The sequence below is a fragment of the Geothrix sp. 21YS21S-4 genome, assembly GCF_030845995.1.
In the GTDB taxonomy this organism is placed as follows: Bacteria; Acidobacteriota; Holophagae; order Holophagales; family Holophagaceae; genus Geothrix.
The window spans coordinates 578,349-595,766 of record NZ_CP132719.1; the positions used below are offsets into that span (position 1 = coordinate 578,349).

A 17,418-nucleotide genomic window follows, 5' to 3' on the forward strand; every position below is an offset into this window, starting at 1 on the left:
AGATGATGAGAACCCGCATTCGGCCTCTCCCTTCGTTCCTGTGCTTCCTGGTCGCCCAGACCGTCGTGGGGCAGGTGGCCTTCGAGCCGCGGAGAATTTGTCGGGAATTCGCCGGTGACGTTCCAATGCTGTGGACGCTCGAAGGCACCGGCAGTTTGAAGTCGGTGACGCTTCGCATTGTGGATGAAGCAGGGAGGGAGGTCGCTCCCAGTCGAAACCTGGTGCCTGTGCGCATGGGATCCAACCGTTATCAGGTCACCGACCTGTGGCGGCCTGCGGAGGCATGCAAGACCTGGCTCGAAGGAAGCTATGTCTTGGAATGGGACCTCCGCTGGGAACGAGAGGGCGGCGGTGTTCGTCCAGAGCGCCTAGAAACAGGATTCCGCTTGGAGGAGACGGGAGGAGGATGGCTCCAAAGGGCCTATCTCACCCAGGATGGAAGTGAGCGCTTGGTGGGAAGCGGCGATTGGCCGTCGACAGGCGCCTACGCGCTTCGGTTGGAACAAGCATCGACGCTGCGGCGAGTCCGTTATCAGGTCATTGATGGGGATACGGAAAAACCATTGCGCGCTTGGACGGAGCTTCCGCTCGACAAGGGAAGCGTCTGGAGCCTTCCGGGAGACGGTCGGTGGGGGAATGGGGCCAAGGTCCTGTGGCTCTGGATCGAGCGCGGGGATGGAAGCTCCACTGTACTGACTCAGGAAATCGGCGGGAAGGGACAGGGGGGCATTACGGGAGGTGCGGGCACCATCAGCATCCAGCCCGTGTCGGCTTCTGCGGTGCTCCAGGGAGGCCGGGCGTCCTTGGTGAAACGTTCCCTCGCGGCGACTGCTTCCGAGTTGATCGAAAAGATGGATTCTCCGTCGCTTCCTGGTGGATGGGCTGCTTCCAACCGGGTGGCCACGGTCCAGGTGGGTTACCTCGATGAGGAACGGGGGACGAAAAATCCGGATGGTTCCGTTCGTCTGTGGCCATCTTTGGACAATCGGCCCATCAGCTTGTCTGTGGAAGGAAGCGATCTTTTAGCTAAGCCGGTCTTTAGCGTTTCCTACCTCCTGGACGAGCGGGCCGGAAGCGCGGGACGAGACCCGCTCGACATCGCGTTCCTCGCGGTGGGTACTGCCAGTGGACCGAGTTTCCCCCCTGGTGCCAAGCAGCTTCAGGTAGGGGGCGTCACCACGCCGGTGGTGTTCAAGGCTGGGCATATGGAGGATTTCCTGGGCAAGCCTCTGGTGGGGGGCTACGGTTGGGCTGCTTCGGATGCGAGCGGTGTCGTCCAAAGCGCTCAGGGTTGGGTGCGTAGCCTACCGGGAGAGCCTTCTGTCGGCTTGGATGCCATCAAAAAAGCCGCGGTCCTTCGTGCTCGGATCATCGAGGATGCCATGAGCGATGCGGCCTATGCGGGCGACAAAGCGCAGGTTCGCCTGAACGAACAGCGTCAGCCCTTTGGCATCACCCTGGCCTCCCAGGATCCGACGGGTCGCCCTGTTCTTTCCCGGCCCTTGGGAGCCCGCTTCGAACCCGGGGAAGTTCTTCCCTTTGGGGAGATCAAAGCGCAGAAGCAACAGTGGACACAGACTTTTGATGGGTCGACGCTTCCTCTTGGGATAACGGCAGATGGGCATTGGGGTTGGGACACCACCGATTCTCAACCGGCCCTCGTTCTGCAGCCGCAGGAGAGCTATCTCGCCTCATGGGACGACCGTGACGAGAATGGCCAGACCCACCCTTACACACAGACCTACGAAGAACCTTGCGGCCAGGTTCAGTTGCCCATCGGGCTGGTCTATCCCCAGGCTCAAATCAGTTTGAGCATCCAGATCAGTGGTCCTTTCGAGGCCAAATGGGTGGTAGACGGCCAGGAGCAGACCGCTGCTGTGGATTCGGGGGGGCATCTTGACACGGCTTGGCTGACGACTCGGGATATTCCTGTTCGGCTTGCTCTGCGCATTCGGAACAGTCGTGTCATCGACCAGAACGGAGCTGTCCGTCCCGAGGATGCGGTCCGAATCAATCAATTCAGCATGGATTCTAATTTGGGCATGGCCGGCCTCGAAATTGACGAGGACCGCCTCGATGCTCTGACCTCCTCTCGAGTGCCGGGATTTACATACACCCAGTACGGAACGGTGGAGATCGAGGGGCAGGGGACATGCACGGTCAGCATGGTGACGGACCCCGACGGGTCCGCCGTTGCGGAAGTGAAAGATCCGGAAGGAAGGACGGTCTACAAGATCGTGAACCCGACCCGGACCTACACGGATCAATTCCGGGATTTCCGGGGAAAGGCATTTCTTCCCGCCGCTCCCCGTCATCGCGGAGCCGTCGTTCAGGCGGAGCCTATGCGGGCCGATGTCCAGCAGGACTTGGTGACCCAATATGTGTTTGATTCGGAAGGTCATTTGAGGGTGGTGATTCCTCCCAAGGGCCTCACCTGGATAAGTGGGGAATGGGGATATGCCCCCGATCATGCTTTGCTCGTCGCGAGCCTTGCCTGGAATCCTTCGGCATCTGCTTCTCCCTCATTAACACCGCTCCCCTACGCCACTCACAATGCCTACGACGCTTCCGGTCACCTTGTCGCCACGCACAATCCGGACGAAGGCATCACTCGCTTTTGGGTCGATCAGAAGGGGCGGGCCTATTACAGCCAGACCGAAGGGCAGCGCAGAAAATCTCCCCAAACCTGGACCCGGACCTACTACGACCAGATCTTCCGCGTGGTGGCGGTGGGAGAGACGACAGGAGCCCCTGGTACGAATTTCGAGATTGAAGGAGTGGTTCCGGCGAACGAAAGTGGCACGTCCTTTTCCGCATTGGCGACCGAAGGACTTTCACGAAACCTGTACGATGCCTACGTGACCGGAGAGGACGACCCGTTGGCGGCCGCTTCGAATCTTCCACAGGCGGTGCGGGATCTACTCCCTGCCAAAGAGTTGTGGGAGCGCTTTCCGGATGGGCATCTGACGCTCACATTCGACGGAGCGACGCGCGAACGCTATTTCTACGATCAGGATGGTCGAGTCGTCATTCGGTGGGTAAGTCTCCTGGACGGCCGTGGTGCGTGGCAGCATCACGCCGTCGGTATCTACTATGACTTTGCCGGGCGTGTGAAGCGGATCGTGTATCCGTCGGGCCCTAGCGGAGATCCGTTGCAAGTGGTCTATACCTACGATGAATTGGGCCGTTTGTTCGCCGTAGGCACTCTACAGGACAAAGCCTATTTCGCCCGCTATGCCTACCAGCCGACGGGAGAAATCCGGTCGGTGATCTACGGGCCGGGCGAAGGTTTTGTCGCCAAGCGCATGGTCCAGGACCCGCAGGGCTGGCTGCGTTCGTTGACCATCCAGGGCAAGTGAGGGCGCGATGAAGATGATGCGATTGGGATTGCGGGCTGCGGTCCTCACGTTGATTGGATTCCTCGGAACTGCTCTGGCGGCAGAACCTCTTCCTGTTTCCAGGATCGCAGTGATGCCTCCCGATCCCGGAGATGCCGAACCGGTCGGAGCCGATATCGAACCCCCAGGCCCCATCACAGTCAATGTAGGCCAGGCCATTTCGTTCTGGGGGGGCACGGACTACGGAAATGTCTTCAACTGGAATTTTGGGGATGGAACGACCGCGGTCGGTTCCACCGTCACCAAGACTTATGGCACGGGAGGGACCTACACCGTGACGTTGAGCGTCCGGCGTACGCCGGCCAATGTGAATTTCGTGGCTTCTTCGGCGACTGCGCGGGTGACCGTCATCGCTCCGGCCCCGCCTACCATCGGTAGCTTTGGCGCATCCCCTTCCGCCATTCTCCAAGGGCAATCTGCTACCTTGAGTTGGTCGGTGAGTGGCGCAACCTCCCTCAGCATTTCCGGGGTTGGAAGCGTGAGCGGGAGTTCGGTTTCCGTCGCGCCGGCGAATACCACCACTTATCGCCTTTCCGCGAGTAACGCCTATGGAACCGTCACGGCGGATGCTACGGTGACGGTGAATCACTCCCCCGTGATCGGCGGGGGGCTGTCGGGGCGAACTCTCCCCGCTCTGGTTCCCGTCGACATCACCTTGGCTGCGGCCTCGGATCCGGATGGGGACGGCGTCTCCTACAGTGCATGGGGATTGCCGCCGGGTTTGGCCTTCGATCCCGGAAGCCGCCGCATCACGGGGACGCCCACCACCCTCGCCTCCTATCCCAGTGGTTACACCATCACCTATTACGTGAGCGATGGGCGAGGGGGAACCGCTTCCCAGTCTGCCGTTTACTACGTGGACGTTCCCCCACCTTCCATCAGCAGTTTCACGGCATCGCCCTCCCTCGTGCTGCTGGGCAATGGCACCACCCTCCAGTGGGGTGCGCAGTACGTCAGCAGTGCCTACGGAGGAAGTTATTCCGTCCAGATTCAAGGGGGCGGTTCCACTGGGATGGGTTTGGGACAGAGCGTGGTGATGACGCCTTCCCAGGCGACCACCTACGTGCTTACCGCTTCCAACCGGTCCGGCTCTGCCACCGCCGCCGTTTCCGTGCAGGTAAACCGACCTCCCACATGGACGGCGATCCAGTCAGCCCAGGATTGGCCCGCAATGATTTCCATCGACCTCACGCTCCCTGCGGCGAGCGATCCGGATGGAGATGGAATTGGCTACGCCCTCTCCGGCACCCTTCCCCCGGGATTGACCTTTGATCCAGGCAGCCGCCGGATCACGGGAACGCTGGGGGGGACCAGCCCTTATCCGAGAACCTTTCCTCTCAGCTACCTCGCGACGGACACCCGTGGAGCGCAGATCTCCCAGTTGGTCTATTTGACAGTACATGCTCCCGCGCCGGTGATCACCTCGTTCACGGCTTCAGCCCCGGGCGTATCTGCCGGCACTTCCATCAGCGTCCAGAGCGGTCAGACCGTCAGTTTCAACTGGGCCGCCCAAAACGTGTCTAGCGCCACCGGCGGTAACTATAGCCTGGGTGAAGAGTCCCTGGCAGGTCTGCGCAGCCACCTCATTTCGGTTCCCATCGATGATCCTGGGGGAGGCGGGGGAGGTGGCGGTGGTGGCGGAGGGGGGACTACGGAACCTGGTACCTCTGCGAGCGCCATTCCCACCCGCAGCACGCGCTATATTTTGACGGCGCGGAACGACTCGGCCAGCGCTACCGCCCAGGTGATCGTCTACGTCAACCGGGCTCCCTCCTTCAATGGAACCGTGTCCGCTCAAACCTGGCCAGGGCTTTCCGGTGTGGATGTCACGCTTCCTTCGGCGTCTGATCCGGATGGTGACGGAATCGCCTATGGGCTTTCCGGCACCCTGCCGCCCGGGTTGGCCTTTGATCCTGCTTCTCGCAGGGTCTACGGCACGTTGAGCGCTTTGGGCAGTTATCCCTCCACCTTCTCTCTGACCTATTCCGCCAGCGACGGGAAAGGCGGCGGTGTCGCCCAGACGGCCACTTTCGTGGTCGACGTGCCAAAACCCATCATCACGGCTTTCACGGCCCTCCCTTCGACGGTGGTCCAAGGGGGGGCATCCACGCTCCAGTGGAATGCCCAGTACGTGTCGACCTCTTATGGGGGGAACTACAGCGTCCAGGTCCAAGGTCAGGGTGGCTCCACCAATGCCGGGATTGCGGTCAGCATGGGGGTGGCGCCCTCCCAGGCGACCACGTACGTACTCACGGCTTCCAATCGTTCCGGTTCGGCCACAGCCACCGTATTGGTCCAGGTGAATCGGCCCCCTATTTGGAACGCCACACTTCCCGCGCAAGCTTGGCCCGGCCAGACCTTCGTGGATCTCACGCTGCCGGGTGCGACGGATCCGGATGGGGATGCCATTTCCTATGCTCTGTCCGGAAGCCTGCCTGGCGGATTGACGTTCGACTCAGCCAACCGCCGCGTGTACGGCACCCTATCCACCCAATCTGCTTATCCGGCGGGGTTCGCGCTGACTTATATCGCGACGGATGTCCGTGGCGCGCAGATTAGTCAATCTCTTTCCTTTACGGTCAAGGCTCCCCTTCCCGTGATCACTTGGTTCGTGGCTTCGGCTTCGGGCGTTTCGGCCGCTCCCGCGATCACCATCAATGCGGGGCAAGCCGTCAACCTGGCCTGGGCCGCCCAGAATGTGTCACTGGCGACCGGTGGGGGCTATGGTCTGGGAGAAGAGGCGCTGTCCACGCTGAAGGCGACAATCATCAACGTTCCCATCGACGATCCCGGCGGGGGAGGAAGTGGCGGCGGAGGGGGAGGCACGACCCCCACGGAGCCCAGCACGTCCACGACCGTCACACCTTCAAGGAGCAGCCGCTACATTCTGACGGCCAGCAACGCGTCCGGTTCCGCCACAGCCCAAGTCACGGTTAACGTCAACCGTCCTCCGAGCTGGAACGTCACACCTGCAGGAATGACCTGGACGGGGCTGACGGGGGTGGATGCGACGCTGCCATCCGCGACGGATCCCGATGGGGATGCCGTCAGCTACTCCATCGTGGGAACTTTGCCCGTCGGATTGAGCTTTGATCCTGCCACCCGGCGGATTACAGGGGTTCTCGCGGCCCAGGCCAGCTATCCGGCCAGTTTCTCGGTCACCTATGTCGCCACCGACACGCGAGGGGCCCAGCTTGGTCAAAGTCTGACGTTCCGAGTGAACGTTCCGCTTCCGGTGATCACCTCTTTCACGGCCACCCCTGCGGGAGGAACGGCAGGAACCACGGTTCAGGCGCAGGCGGGACAAGCCGTCACGCTCCGTTGGACGGCGCAGTACGTTTCCGCCAACACGGATGGGAATTACTCGCTTTCCGATCAGGCGCTCACGACCTTGCGAGCTACGATGATTCCCATTGATGGAGGTGAAGGAGGGGGTGGCGGGAATTCCCTGGGCACCTCGGCGACGGTCACGCCCGGTGTGGGGACGCGCTACATTCTGAGTGCCAGCAACAGTTCGGGGACGACGACAGCCCAAGTGGTCATCAACATCAATCGTCCCCCGGTTTGGACCAGTCTGCCGGTGGATCAGTTGTGGACGGGGTTGACTGCGGTTGATACCACCCTACCTGCCGCCACGGATCCCGATGGGGACGGACTCAGCTACTCCCTGTCGGGGAACCTCCCCGCGGGAGTGACCTTCAATGCCGCCACTCGCCGGATCAGCGGCACCCTGGCGGCCCAAGCCGATTATCCTGTCGCATTCCCCGTGGTTTATACGGCGACGGATCCCAAAGGCGGACAGGTCTCCCAGTCGCTCACCCTGACCGTAAAGTTCCCTCCTCCAGTCATTACCACATTTCAGGCATCTGCTCCGGGGGTATCCTCTGCTTCGGCCATCACCGTCAAAGCAGGTCAGACGGTGACTCTGAATTGGGGAGCGCTGTTTGTGTCTTCCGCTTCGCTAGGCCGTTACGAGCTCGGCGAAGAGGCGCTGTCCACACTGAAGGCGACGATCATCAACGTTCCCATTCAGGACCCTGGCGAAGGAGGTGGCGGTGGGGGCGGAACAGGCGGCAATCCTGTGGAGCCGCGAACTTCCACGGCCGTTTCTCCGTCGAGGAACACCCGTTACGTCTTGACGGCCATCAACCAGTCCGGTTCCGTGAGCGCCGAGCTCAGGGTCAACGTCAACCGTTTCCCGACCTGGACCACAGCACCCATAAACCTGGCCTGGACCGGCCTCACGCCGGTGAATGCAACGCTCCCACCGGCGGCCGATCCCGATGGCGATGCAATCACGTATTCATTGACGGGCACGCTACCCGCCGGGTTGAGCTTCGACGCGGCCAACCACCGGATCATCGGGACCCTGGGGCTCCAGGCCAGCTATCCTGCCTTCTTCACAGTGACCTATGCCGCCACTGATTCCGGAGGAGCCCAGCTCAGCCAGTCGTTGACTTTGACGGTGAATGTGCCGCTGCCTGTGATCAATTCCTTCCTTGGCACGGTTTCTGGGGGGAGCCCGACGGCGGATCTCAACATCCAGGCGGGCCAGCCCGTGTCCCTTCATTGGGATGCCCAGTTCGTTTCGGCGCAGTATGACGGAAACTACGCAGTCCTTGAGGAACCCTTTACCGCGCTTCGCGCCAGCATGATTCCCACCGACGATCCGCCGGAAGGCGGAGGTGGGAATTTGGGGACTTCGGCGACCAAGAATCCAACCCAGAGTACGCGGTATACCTTGAGGGCGACCAACGCGTCCGGTTCTACAACGGCCCAGGTCGTGGTTCACCTCAATCGCCCGCCCGTCTTTACGGTAGATCCGGTGCCGCAGACCTTCCCTACCAATACGGCCCAGTCCTTCGTGCTGCCGGCCGCGACGGATCCGGATGGCGACGCTTTGACCTATGAGGTGAGTTTCCCCGCGGATGGGCTGTCGTTCACGTTCGATCCCGCCACCCGCGTCTTCCAGGGCACCTCGGGAAAGGTGGGAACGTATTCCATTACCTACACCGTCAAAGATGGAAAGGGCGGCGTAGCCATCAAGACGACGACGTACACCACCACCCTTCCCACCGATGCTCCCTCCATCGGAATTTTTTCAGTGGATGCCGCCCGGCTCAGCCCCGGTCAGACCGCCAAGCTGAATTGGCAGGTGGATGGGCCGCTTAGTGCCTTGTTGGTCGAAGTGGTCGGGGGCCCCACCCTGCAGGTTGGATTGCCGGCCTCCGGCAGCCTTACCGTGACTCCTTCCACGGACGCGCAGAGCCAGTCCTCTGTGGCCTACCATCTGGTGGCCACCAACCTCAAAGGGACCACTGACAAGACGGTGATGGTCTCCATTAACCGGCCTCCGGTGATCGGAACATGGACGCTCCCCGCATTGCGAGCTGGCACGTATGTGGTGGTCGATCTGCCACTTCTGAGCGATCCGGATGGAGATCCTCTCGGAGCGCCGATGCTTGCAGGCTTGCCCGTGGGACTCACGTTCGACGTATCCAGCCGACGGCTGATGGGAATCCCCACGGCGGCGGGAAGCGCCTCGCTGACTTTGAGCGTGACGGACCAACCACCGGCGCCGGCCGCGGCTTTGACGACCACCCAGTCGTTCTCTTGGTCGGTGCAGGGGCTGGGCGACGGCACTACACCGGCACCTACGCCCTCATTGCCGGCGGATGACACGGTGTTCAAGAAGCCCCGTTTTGTCGAGAACCTGGAGTATGCCGACAGCGATACGGGGCTGATCACCTCCGTAGAGGTGAACCGGCAGCTTCAGGAGAACGTGTCGGCATTGTTGGCGACGACGCCCAAGGCCCGGGATGCCGCCACGCGCAGCATTTATCAGTACGGTTACGATCCTCTGGGCCAGTTGGTCAGAGCCGAAGGCATCTTCAAGAACGCGGGGGGGACGGGCGTCTTCACGGACCATACGTCCTACACCTACGACGCCCATGGAAATCGCGAGACGCACGCGGTGGCGTCCTACGATTCGGATCCCTCCCAAGCTAAGGGCGCGACGTGGACCTACCGCTACAAGAGCGGAACCAACCAGCTGCTGCGGACGGAAGGAGGACTCTTTCAAGGCGCCAGCGGTGGGGACGCCAGCGCGGGCGACGGGTTCGCCTACACGGCGGATGGCGCCGCCAGCGAGATCTGGAGGGATGGAAAGAAGCAGTCCCTGACCTACGGGGACTCGCGGTTCATGCGGCTGCCGACCGGGATGGCGCGGGCGGCCGCGGACGGCCGGACAGTGGAGAGCAGCCTGCGCTACGACATGAGCGGGACGCGCATCTACAAGCGGGACAAGGTGACGCAGGGGGCGAAGGTGGTCTCGGACCGCGAGACGTCCTATCTGGCGAACGGGACGGAAGTCCTGATGGAGATGGAGCAGCGGAGCGGAGGCGGCAACTTGTGGCAAGGGGCCGGTTCGGTCGCGCTCACCGCGGACCCCACGGGATGGGGAGGAAGCTACTATACGGTCCCCTGCCAGGGGGGGGACGTGCTTTCGGGAGAGTGCCGGGCCAGAACGATCGGCATGACCTCCGGAGACGCGATCCTGGGGATCCGATTCGATTCGGACAGTCAGACGGCGCTGGGTTGGGGGGCTTCCGGCCTGACGCACGGGACGGACTGGGTGAAGCTGACGACGACGGGAACCGCGCCTGCGGGCGCCACGAAGGCCCTGATCTTCATCAACGTGGGGCAGTGCCCGGCCGGAGCTCAGGGATTCTTTGAAGGGTTGCGGTTCTGGGGGGGCGGTCCCGGCGAAGGCGGAGGCGCGTCCAGGCGGTATACGGCCTACGTGTTCGGCGCAGGATCGCGACTGGCTCGCGTTTCCTGGGACGAGGACGGCCAGCCGGTGAAGTCCGTAGGGCTCCTGAATGGGGGCTTCGAGGCGGCCGCAGCCGGAGGGAACCTGGGCGGATGGCGCGCGGGGATTTCGGCGGGATCGATGATGCAGGTGGTCGCCGACACCGCGACAGGGTCGGTTCAGGGGCAGGTGCTGGCGATGACGAAGGGGTCGGGGACCGGCTATGTGGAGCAGTCCCTGGGGAGTTTCGGCATCAACGACAAGGTGGAGGTCTCCGCGAAGGTGCGGAGCGAGACAGGGGTGGCGTCGGGACAGATCCAGTTGGTGAGAGCCGATGGAACGGTGCTGGCGCAGAGCCCCTTGAGTGCTGCGACTGCATGGACGCCCATCAAAGCTGGGGCCACCCTGACGGCAGGCTCGGAGTTGAAGGTTCGTCTGCTGATTCCCGATGTGGATGGGCCGAAGGTCTATTTCGATGAAGTAGCTGTGAGAAGCCTGCCGGCGTCAGCGACGATCAGCGGCCAGGCGAACCTGTGGCCGGATCCTGGGTTTGAATACACCTTGGGAACCGGTGGAGGTGTCATGGCTGGCGGCGCCGAGGTGGCGGATGTCGGCCCGGGCATCTCCCGGGAGGGCCTGCATGCGCTGAAGGTCAGCGCGGGCGGCAGCTACGAGCGGACCGTCAGCGGATTGGACCCAGGCAAGCAGTATCTCTTCAGCATCTGGAAGAACCTGGGAGCGGGATGGACGCCGGAGGTTCAGCGGGGACTCTCGGCTCCCGGAGGGAACCTGAGAATTGTTTTGAATGAGGCCGGGACTTACGACCAGGCGGAACTCGTGGAGGATACGGGGCAGACCCTTCCGGATTCGTGGATTCCCGAAAACAGACTCGGGCGCGTAGATTGGTTCATCACCGACCACCTGGGCAGCACCAAACTCCTCATCGACCAGAACGGGCAGCACCGATTCACGGGAGATGATGATCCGTTTGGGATCAACCTGCGGTCATTCGGGGAGAAGGACAGCCACCGCTACACAGGGCAGATGCTGGATGAGGAGCAGGGGCTTTACTACTACGGGGCGCGGTATTACTTGCCGGAGATCGGTCGATTCCTGAGTGAGGACCCAGCAGGACAATATCCGAATCCATATATGTATGCAGGTAATTATCCTATTGGGAAACAAGATCCGACGGGGAAATTTGACATCCCGACTCATATGGGTATTACAGAGAAAGCATTGCAAAATACTCTTCCTCAGGCCAATTGGATGTGGACAAAAATTGTAGTGCTATGGTCGGGTGTTATTGATGTTTTCACGCAAACAAAACCATCTCAACATTTTGACGATATGGATTACAAAGGAATTGTTAGTAATTGGAACGCAAAAATAGATAGGGCAAATTTGAACAATCCTTTTAGTCTTGCCTCGACCAGTCATAGAGTCGGTGATCTCTACTCTCATAGTAACTACATTGAGTTGTATGTCCGAGAACATCCTGGGGTCAGCCCGGAAAGCATACCTACTTTCACTGAGGTTATAAAAGGCGGGGTGGATCCACAGTTTAAATCTGTGCTTGAGAAGGAGATGCGAACTGGATCATTTAGTATTTTAAACCCACATGATAAGAGCCCCGGCACCCATGAGGTAATGAATCATGATAAACCTACTAGTATGCGTGGATCTGAACTGATTGGAGATAAGACAAAATATGAGATAGCGACGGGATTAGCTCAAAAGGAAGTTGAAGGACTGATAAAGAGCGGAACACAAGTTGAAATTCCGGAATTAGCCCAGTCCCCCCAACCCGCCGATGTTAAATCTGAGTAAGGATCCGAAATGAGACGAATTGCTGCTTTTCTCTTTGGGCTGACTTCCTTATTTGGCGGCATCGAATGTACGCATTTTGAATGGAAGGGAGTGCGCTATTCAATTACTTATTTAGGAGAGCAATGTCCACACTCGGGATTTTTTACATATAAGCCGTCTAAAGGTGACATTGTTAAAATTCAAGATTGTACATCTCAACTGGTCTCAGATGGAAGAATGTTGCCTATTGATGGTTTTAAATTGTTGGCTAGGCTATTGTCCAATAATAATTTTAAAAAGAGAGGGTTATTTTTTGCCCGAGAACCCTCTGATCGAGAAACCTATAGTTTAGCTCTTTTTACATTTATTAAAATTGAAGATATTGTTAGGCATGCTACTCATAAACCCGATCTTTATATAGATGATGCGGAAAAGCAACTGATAGGATTTGGTATTATGAATGCTAGAGGCACAGATGAGGAATTGTTTAAAAAAAAGATATTAAGTAGAGATGATTTTAAAAAATTTATATCGGTGGTTAAAAATATGGAGGAGAAAATCAAGACGGATGATCGTTTTGATAGATTTGAAAATCGTTCAATAGCTCCATTGACGGAAGTAGCCAGTAAGAATTTGTGTCCGCTCAAAGTGCTTCCATAGCTCATCGGGGGATGTTAGCGGGGATCCGATTCGATTCGGACAGTCAGACGGCGCTGGGCTGGGGGGTTTCCGGCCTGACGCACGGGACGGACTGGGTGAAGCTGACGACGACGGGATATTCCGTCCCCTGTAGTGCTCCCCTGATTGTTGGACAAGTTTGAGGGTTATCAGGCAGCGGGTTGGGGGTTGAGGAACGCCTCTCGGGGCGTCCGGTAGGCCAAGGCCTGGTGGGGCCTCTGGGTGTTGAAGTGGTCGATGTATCGGGCGATGACGGCGCGGGCTTCGCGGATGTCCTGGAACCGGTGGAGCCAGGCGCACTCTTCCTTGAACGAACGGATGAACCGCTCGCACAAGCCGTTCTGCTCGGGGGTATAGGGCGTGATGTATTCCTGCTTCAGGCCGTAGTCCTTGACCAGAGCCCGGTAGGCCCGGGAGCCGAACACGAGGCCATTGTCATGGCGGAGGGCGAGGCCCGGCGGTGCGCCGTGGGTCCATCCGAACCGGTGGATCAGGGCTTCTTCCAGAGCGCGTTCCGCATTCTGGGCCCTGGCCGTTCGATCCAGGCTCCAGCCCAGGACTTCGCGGGTGCAGCAGTCCAGGACGGGCACGAACGCGCACCAACCATCAACCCCGCATTCCACCAGGGCGATGTCCGTGGACCAGCGCTGGTTGGGGAACGGGGCAATGGATTTCGACCCCGGCACCCTTGGGCGCTTCCCCACGGCCCGCTGGCGGCAGCTCCAGCCCTTGATCCGCATGAGGCGGTGGATCTTCTTGCGATTGGTGGACTGACCCAGGCGATACCTCAACCAGGCCCATACCCGCCGGATGCCGAAGGTCGGGTGGGCCTGGATGATCTCGTGGACGGTCCTGGCCAGGGCCTCGTCCACCGGGCGATGCAGCTTCTCCACCTTGGGCTGGTGGTAGACCGTGGAGCGCGGCACACCGAGCACCCGGCAGAGGCGAGTCATCGGGATCTCCATCCCCGCCTCCAGCACATCGCACCGCACCGCATTCACGAGATCCCTTCCGGCAAGTCCTTGCCGAGAATGCGATGCGCTTTTTTTAGGATGTCCACCTCCAGCGCCAGCTCGCCGACCTTGGCTTGCAGGCGCTGCTTCTCGGCCTCCCACTGGGCCTCGCGGTCCCGTGGGTGGGTGCGCAGGGCCTCCGTGCCCTGGCTGAGGAAGTCGTCCTTCCACTGCTCCAACTCGGCCACGGTCAGCCCGTGCTGGCGGGCGGCATCGGCGGCCGTGATCTTTCCCTTGATCAGGTCCAGAACGACGGCGGCCTTCCTTTTGGCCGTCCATCGCTGGATATTCCCTTCGGGGAGGGGTTGGGTTTGGGACATAGGGGTTCTCCTGGTGAAGGACCTGAGCCCTCCGGAGCCGCCGCGCCAGGGTGCTTCGCTTCGGTCGGCCTACGGCCTCCCATCGCTTCGCACCCTGGCGGCTGGATATCATCCTTCTCGGCTCCTTATTGCCTGTCCAACCTCAGAGGGGGACGGAATAGGACGGCCAAAAGGAAGGCCGCCGTCGTTCTGGACCTGATCAAGGGAAAGATCACGGCCGCCGATGCCGCCCGTCAGCACGGGCTGACCGTGGCCGAGTTGGAGCAGTGGAAGGACGACTTCCTCAGCCAGGGCACGGATGTAATGACCCAGTGAAAAGCTGCTCAGGGGATACTCCAAAGGAGACCCCCATGAGTGGAGCCATGGAAGACGAGATCAAACGATGGACGGCACGCCGGAAGGCGGCATTGGTGCTGGAGATCATCCAGGGGAAGACGACGGTGGCGGAAGCCAGCCGGGCCTTCGACCTTCCCCCCTCGGAGATCGAGGGATGGATGGAGGATGGCAAACGCGGGATGGAGAACGCCCTCCCAAGTCCTTCTCCCATCAGACGTCTAATCGCTGGAGATCGATAACGCCGTCGTGGTCCAATGGATTCATCAGGCACAGGTATGATTCATTCGATTCAATGGATTCTGACTTCTCACGGTGCAATGCGGGGGCGCCACCGGCAGGTGGCGAGCGGGGCGCATGCGCTTCGGTGAGCACGCCCTTGCGAGAGGTTGGATCACGGCGCTGGATTTGGACAGGGCTTTGGCTGTCCAAGCTCAAGGCGGTGAGCGGCTGGGAATGCTATTGGTGCGCATGGGAAGTCTCAGCCGACGCCAGCGGTTGGAGATTCTCGGGCAGATGTCCGGTATGGCTTTTCTAGAGCGCCTGCCAGTTCTCTTCCTGCCTATGGAAGGCGCGTTTGGTGAGCGGACTCGAACCTATGTCGCTCGCCGGGGACCCTGGCGGCGGAGAAATTTTCGGACGATTCGGCTGAGCGGTCGTGTGTGCTCCCGTTCTCGCATTCGCCGGCCCATGGAATGGGTGGCTCTGCCCGATCCTTTCGATTTTGAGACGAGAACCAACCTACGGGTATGGCGCCCGGCGGCGAAGCAGATCTTCTATGATTTCCCGCCTCAGGCTGCGGGGACGATCGCGGTTTCCCTGGGGGAACAGGCAGGCGGAGGCCTCTCCAGCCCGGTCGTGGACTGGCTGGATGAATCCCTGGCCGAAGGCGTTCGTCTGGGCGCATCGGACCTGCATTTTGTGCGAGAGCAAGGAATCATGGTGCTTCGCTATAGAATCCATGGTCGTTTCAGGCCGGGACCTGCGGTGCCCGCCGCCTTCCAGGAAGCCTTGATCCCGAGGCTCAAAGTGATGTCGGGTCTGGATGTGGCGGAGGAGCGTCTTCCCCAGGACGGCAGCTTCGAACGCAGGCTATCGGGGTATCGCCATGATTTTCGCGTGAGTCTGTTGCCCGGCGTGGAGGGAGAAGGGGCGGTCCTGCGCATTCTCGGGGGAACGACCCGTCAGGACGCCGGGCTTTCGCTGGATGAGATGGGAATGCCCCCCATCCTCCTCGCTCAACTTCGCGGATGGGCTCAGCGCCGGGCAGGCATCGTCCTCATCACCGGTCCCACCGGAAGCGGAAAGACCACCACGCTTTATTCCCTGCTTCAGGAACTGGACCGGAGCCAACTGAAGATTGTGACCCTCGAGGATCCGGTGGAGTATGCCCTAGAAGGAGCCCACCAGGTGCAGGTGAATCCGGAAATCGGCCTTACTTTCGCTCAGGGGCTGAGAGCCATTCTTCGCCATGATCCGGATGTCATCCTGGTGGGGGAGATTCGCGACCGGGAAACCGCCGAAATTGCTCTGAGGGCCAGTCTCACGGGGCATCTTGTTCTTTCCACATTGCACACCAATTCGGCGGTTGGGGCCTTCACCCGCCTGCACGATATGGGCATCCCCGCCTATCTCACCGCGGACGCTGTTCTGGGCGTGCTCGCCCAGCGGCTTTTGGGGCGCACTTGCCGAGCCTGTGGAGCGTCGGATTCCGCCTGTCCTATTTGCCGGGGTGGGGGGGTGGATGGCCGACTGGCCATCTTTGAGGGGGGACCTGCAGAGCCGCTTCGGACCCTGGTTCGAGGACAGGCCTCCGAAGAAGAGCTGTCAGCCTGTCTTAGGGATCGAGGGTACCCGCTTCTGATCCACGAGGCCCATCGGGCCGTGGAAGAAGGAAGGGTGCCTGCCTTCGAATTGCGAGCAGCGGGGTTGGGCACATGATCGAGGTCACGGTCCTCGAACGCGGAGAAGTGCGCGTAGTGCGACTTCAGGCAGAGGCTTTGGACGACTTCGAAGCCGCCCTGCAGGCAAGGGGCGGTACTCTTCTCGATCAGCGACGCACACGGGGCGGGCCTCCGAGGAGACTGTCCCGTCCCAGTGCTGAGGCTTGGGCCCCTTGGTTCAGCGCCTTGGCGCGTACGTTACAGGGAGGGGTTCCTCTCGATCGGACGTTGGACCTGCTGGCAGAAGCGGCGCCGGAACCCGACAGCGCACGGCGCCTGCATCAGGCGGTGGTGGGGGGCCGGCGTTTCAGCGAAGCCGTCGCGCAGCATCTCGAGTCGATCCCCGATCTCATTCCGGCATTGCTCCGGACCGGCGAAGCGGCGGGCGACTTGGCTCGGGGGGCCCGATTGGCCCACCGGGGGCTGGTGGAACGGGCGAAATTCCGCCGGGAACTCAGGGGCCGCCTTGCTTATCCGGTGGTGGTGGTGAGTGCTGCAACATTGGCGCTGGTCGTCCTTCTTCTCAAGGTATTTCCCGCCCTGACGGGTATGTGGACGAACCTTGGCCGGCCGCTGCCTCCTCGCCTGCAGGTCCTGCAGTGGAGCGGCTGGGCATCGGTTGGGCTCCTGGCAGGTCTGACAGGAGGGTTGAGCTGGCTGATGGCTGGCAAGGAGGGTGCTCATCGCTTGCCTGGTTTCCGCCGGCTGGGGTTGCATCGCACCCGAACGGAAGCATGGTCGGCTCTGGCCATGGCGCTTGGAGGCGGGGTGTCTCTTCTGGAGGCCCTGAATCTTCTCGGGGAGCGCTGGGAAGCGGCGGAGCTTCGCCGGGCGATTCAGGAAGGGGGACGACCGGAACAGGTACTGGATGCCTGGGTGGCGGATGCTCCTGGGCAAAGGGCGGTCTTGTTGGCTGGCCTCCGCGTGGGTGATCTGGCTGGCGGAGCCGCATCCGTCGCCGAGGGATACCGTGAGATGCTGGAGGAAGATCTTCAGAGGCTTCAACGCTGGTTGGAACCGGCGGTTCTCATCCTGCTCGGCACCATTCTCTTGGGCTTGGCCTGGAGCCTCTTCTCGCTGATGGGAGAAATGGAGCATGGCCTCGTTCGTTGA

The 17,418-nt window shown here is 60.9% G+C and carries 9 protein-coding genes; 7 read left to right on the top strand and 2 right to left on the bottom strand.

Annotated features, from left to right (window positions below; all coding sequences use genetic code 11):
- Window positions 1-5: 5 nt before the first annotated feature.
- Genes RAH39_RS02750 through RAH39_RS02760 form a run of 3 tightly spaced genes read left to right on the top strand, consistent with a single transcriptional unit; the run spans window position 6 to window position 12,678 of the window.
- Complete coding sequence (locus RAH39_RS02750; protein ID WP_306591274.1) at window positions 6-3,359, top strand: RHS repeat domain-containing protein; 3,354 nt, start codon at window positions 6-8, stop codon at window positions 3,357-3,359.
- A gap of 7 nt (window positions 3,360-3,366) precedes the next feature.
- Window positions 3,367-12,039, top strand: a complete 8,673-nt coding sequence (locus RAH39_RS02755; protein WP_306591275.1) for a putative Ig domain-containing protein — start codon at window positions 3,367-3,369, stop codon at window positions 12,037-12,039.
- Between the two features lie 9 nt (window positions 12,040-12,048).
- On the top strand, window positions 12,049-12,678 hold the full coding sequence (locus tag RAH39_RS02760) for a hypothetical protein (protein WP_306591276.1): 630 nt from the start codon (window positions 12,049-12,051) through the stop codon (window positions 12,676-12,678).
- Window positions 12,679-12,845: 167 nt separating this feature from the next.
- Here RAH39_RS02760 and RAH39_RS02765 read toward each other — a convergent pair whose 3' ends face one another.
- On the bottom strand, window positions 12,846-13,811 hold the full coding sequence (locus RAH39_RS02765) for an IS3 family transposase (protein WP_306591277.1): 966 nt from the start codon (window positions 13,809-13,811) through the stop codon (window positions 12,846-12,848).
- Complete coding sequence (locus RAH39_RS02770) at window positions 13,694-14,029, bottom strand: DUF1153 domain-containing protein (RefSeq protein WP_306590246.1); 336 nt, start codon at window positions 14,027-14,029, stop codon at window positions 13,694-13,696. The genes RAH39_RS02765 and RAH39_RS02770 overlap by 118 nt, the downstream gene beginning before the upstream one ends.
- Here RAH39_RS02770 and RAH39_RS14045 point away from each other — a divergent pair.
- The 4 genes from RAH39_RS14045 (at window position 14,021) to RAH39_RS02785 (ending at window position 17,418) form a co-directional block, all read left to right on the top strand.
- Window positions 14,021-14,344, top strand: a complete 324-nt coding sequence (locus tag RAH39_RS14045; RefSeq protein WP_373467348.1) for a helix-turn-helix domain-containing protein — start codon at window positions 14,021-14,023, stop codon at window positions 14,342-14,344. The two genes, RAH39_RS02770 and RAH39_RS14045, sit on opposite strands and share 9 nt — an antisense overlap.
- 35 nt (window positions 14,345-14,379) lie before the next feature.
- The gene (locus tag RAH39_RS02775) at window positions 14,380-14,604 is read left to right on the top strand and encodes a DUF1153 domain-containing protein (protein ID WP_373467337.1); all 225 of its coding nucleotides are present in this window, start codon (window positions 14,380-14,382) and stop codon (window positions 14,602-14,604) included.
- 448 nt (window positions 14,605-15,052) lie between these two features.
- Entirely contained in the window at window positions 15,053-16,303 is a 1,251-nt protein-coding gene (locus RAH39_RS02780) for a GspE/PulE family protein (RefSeq protein WP_306591279.1), read from the top strand.
- A complete protein-coding gene (locus RAH39_RS02785) occupies window positions 16,300-17,418 on the top strand; it encodes a type II secretion system F family protein (RefSeq protein WP_306591280.1) in 1,119 nt (372 codons plus the stop codon). Before RAH39_RS02780 ends, RAH39_RS02785 begins: the two co-directional genes overlap by 4 nt.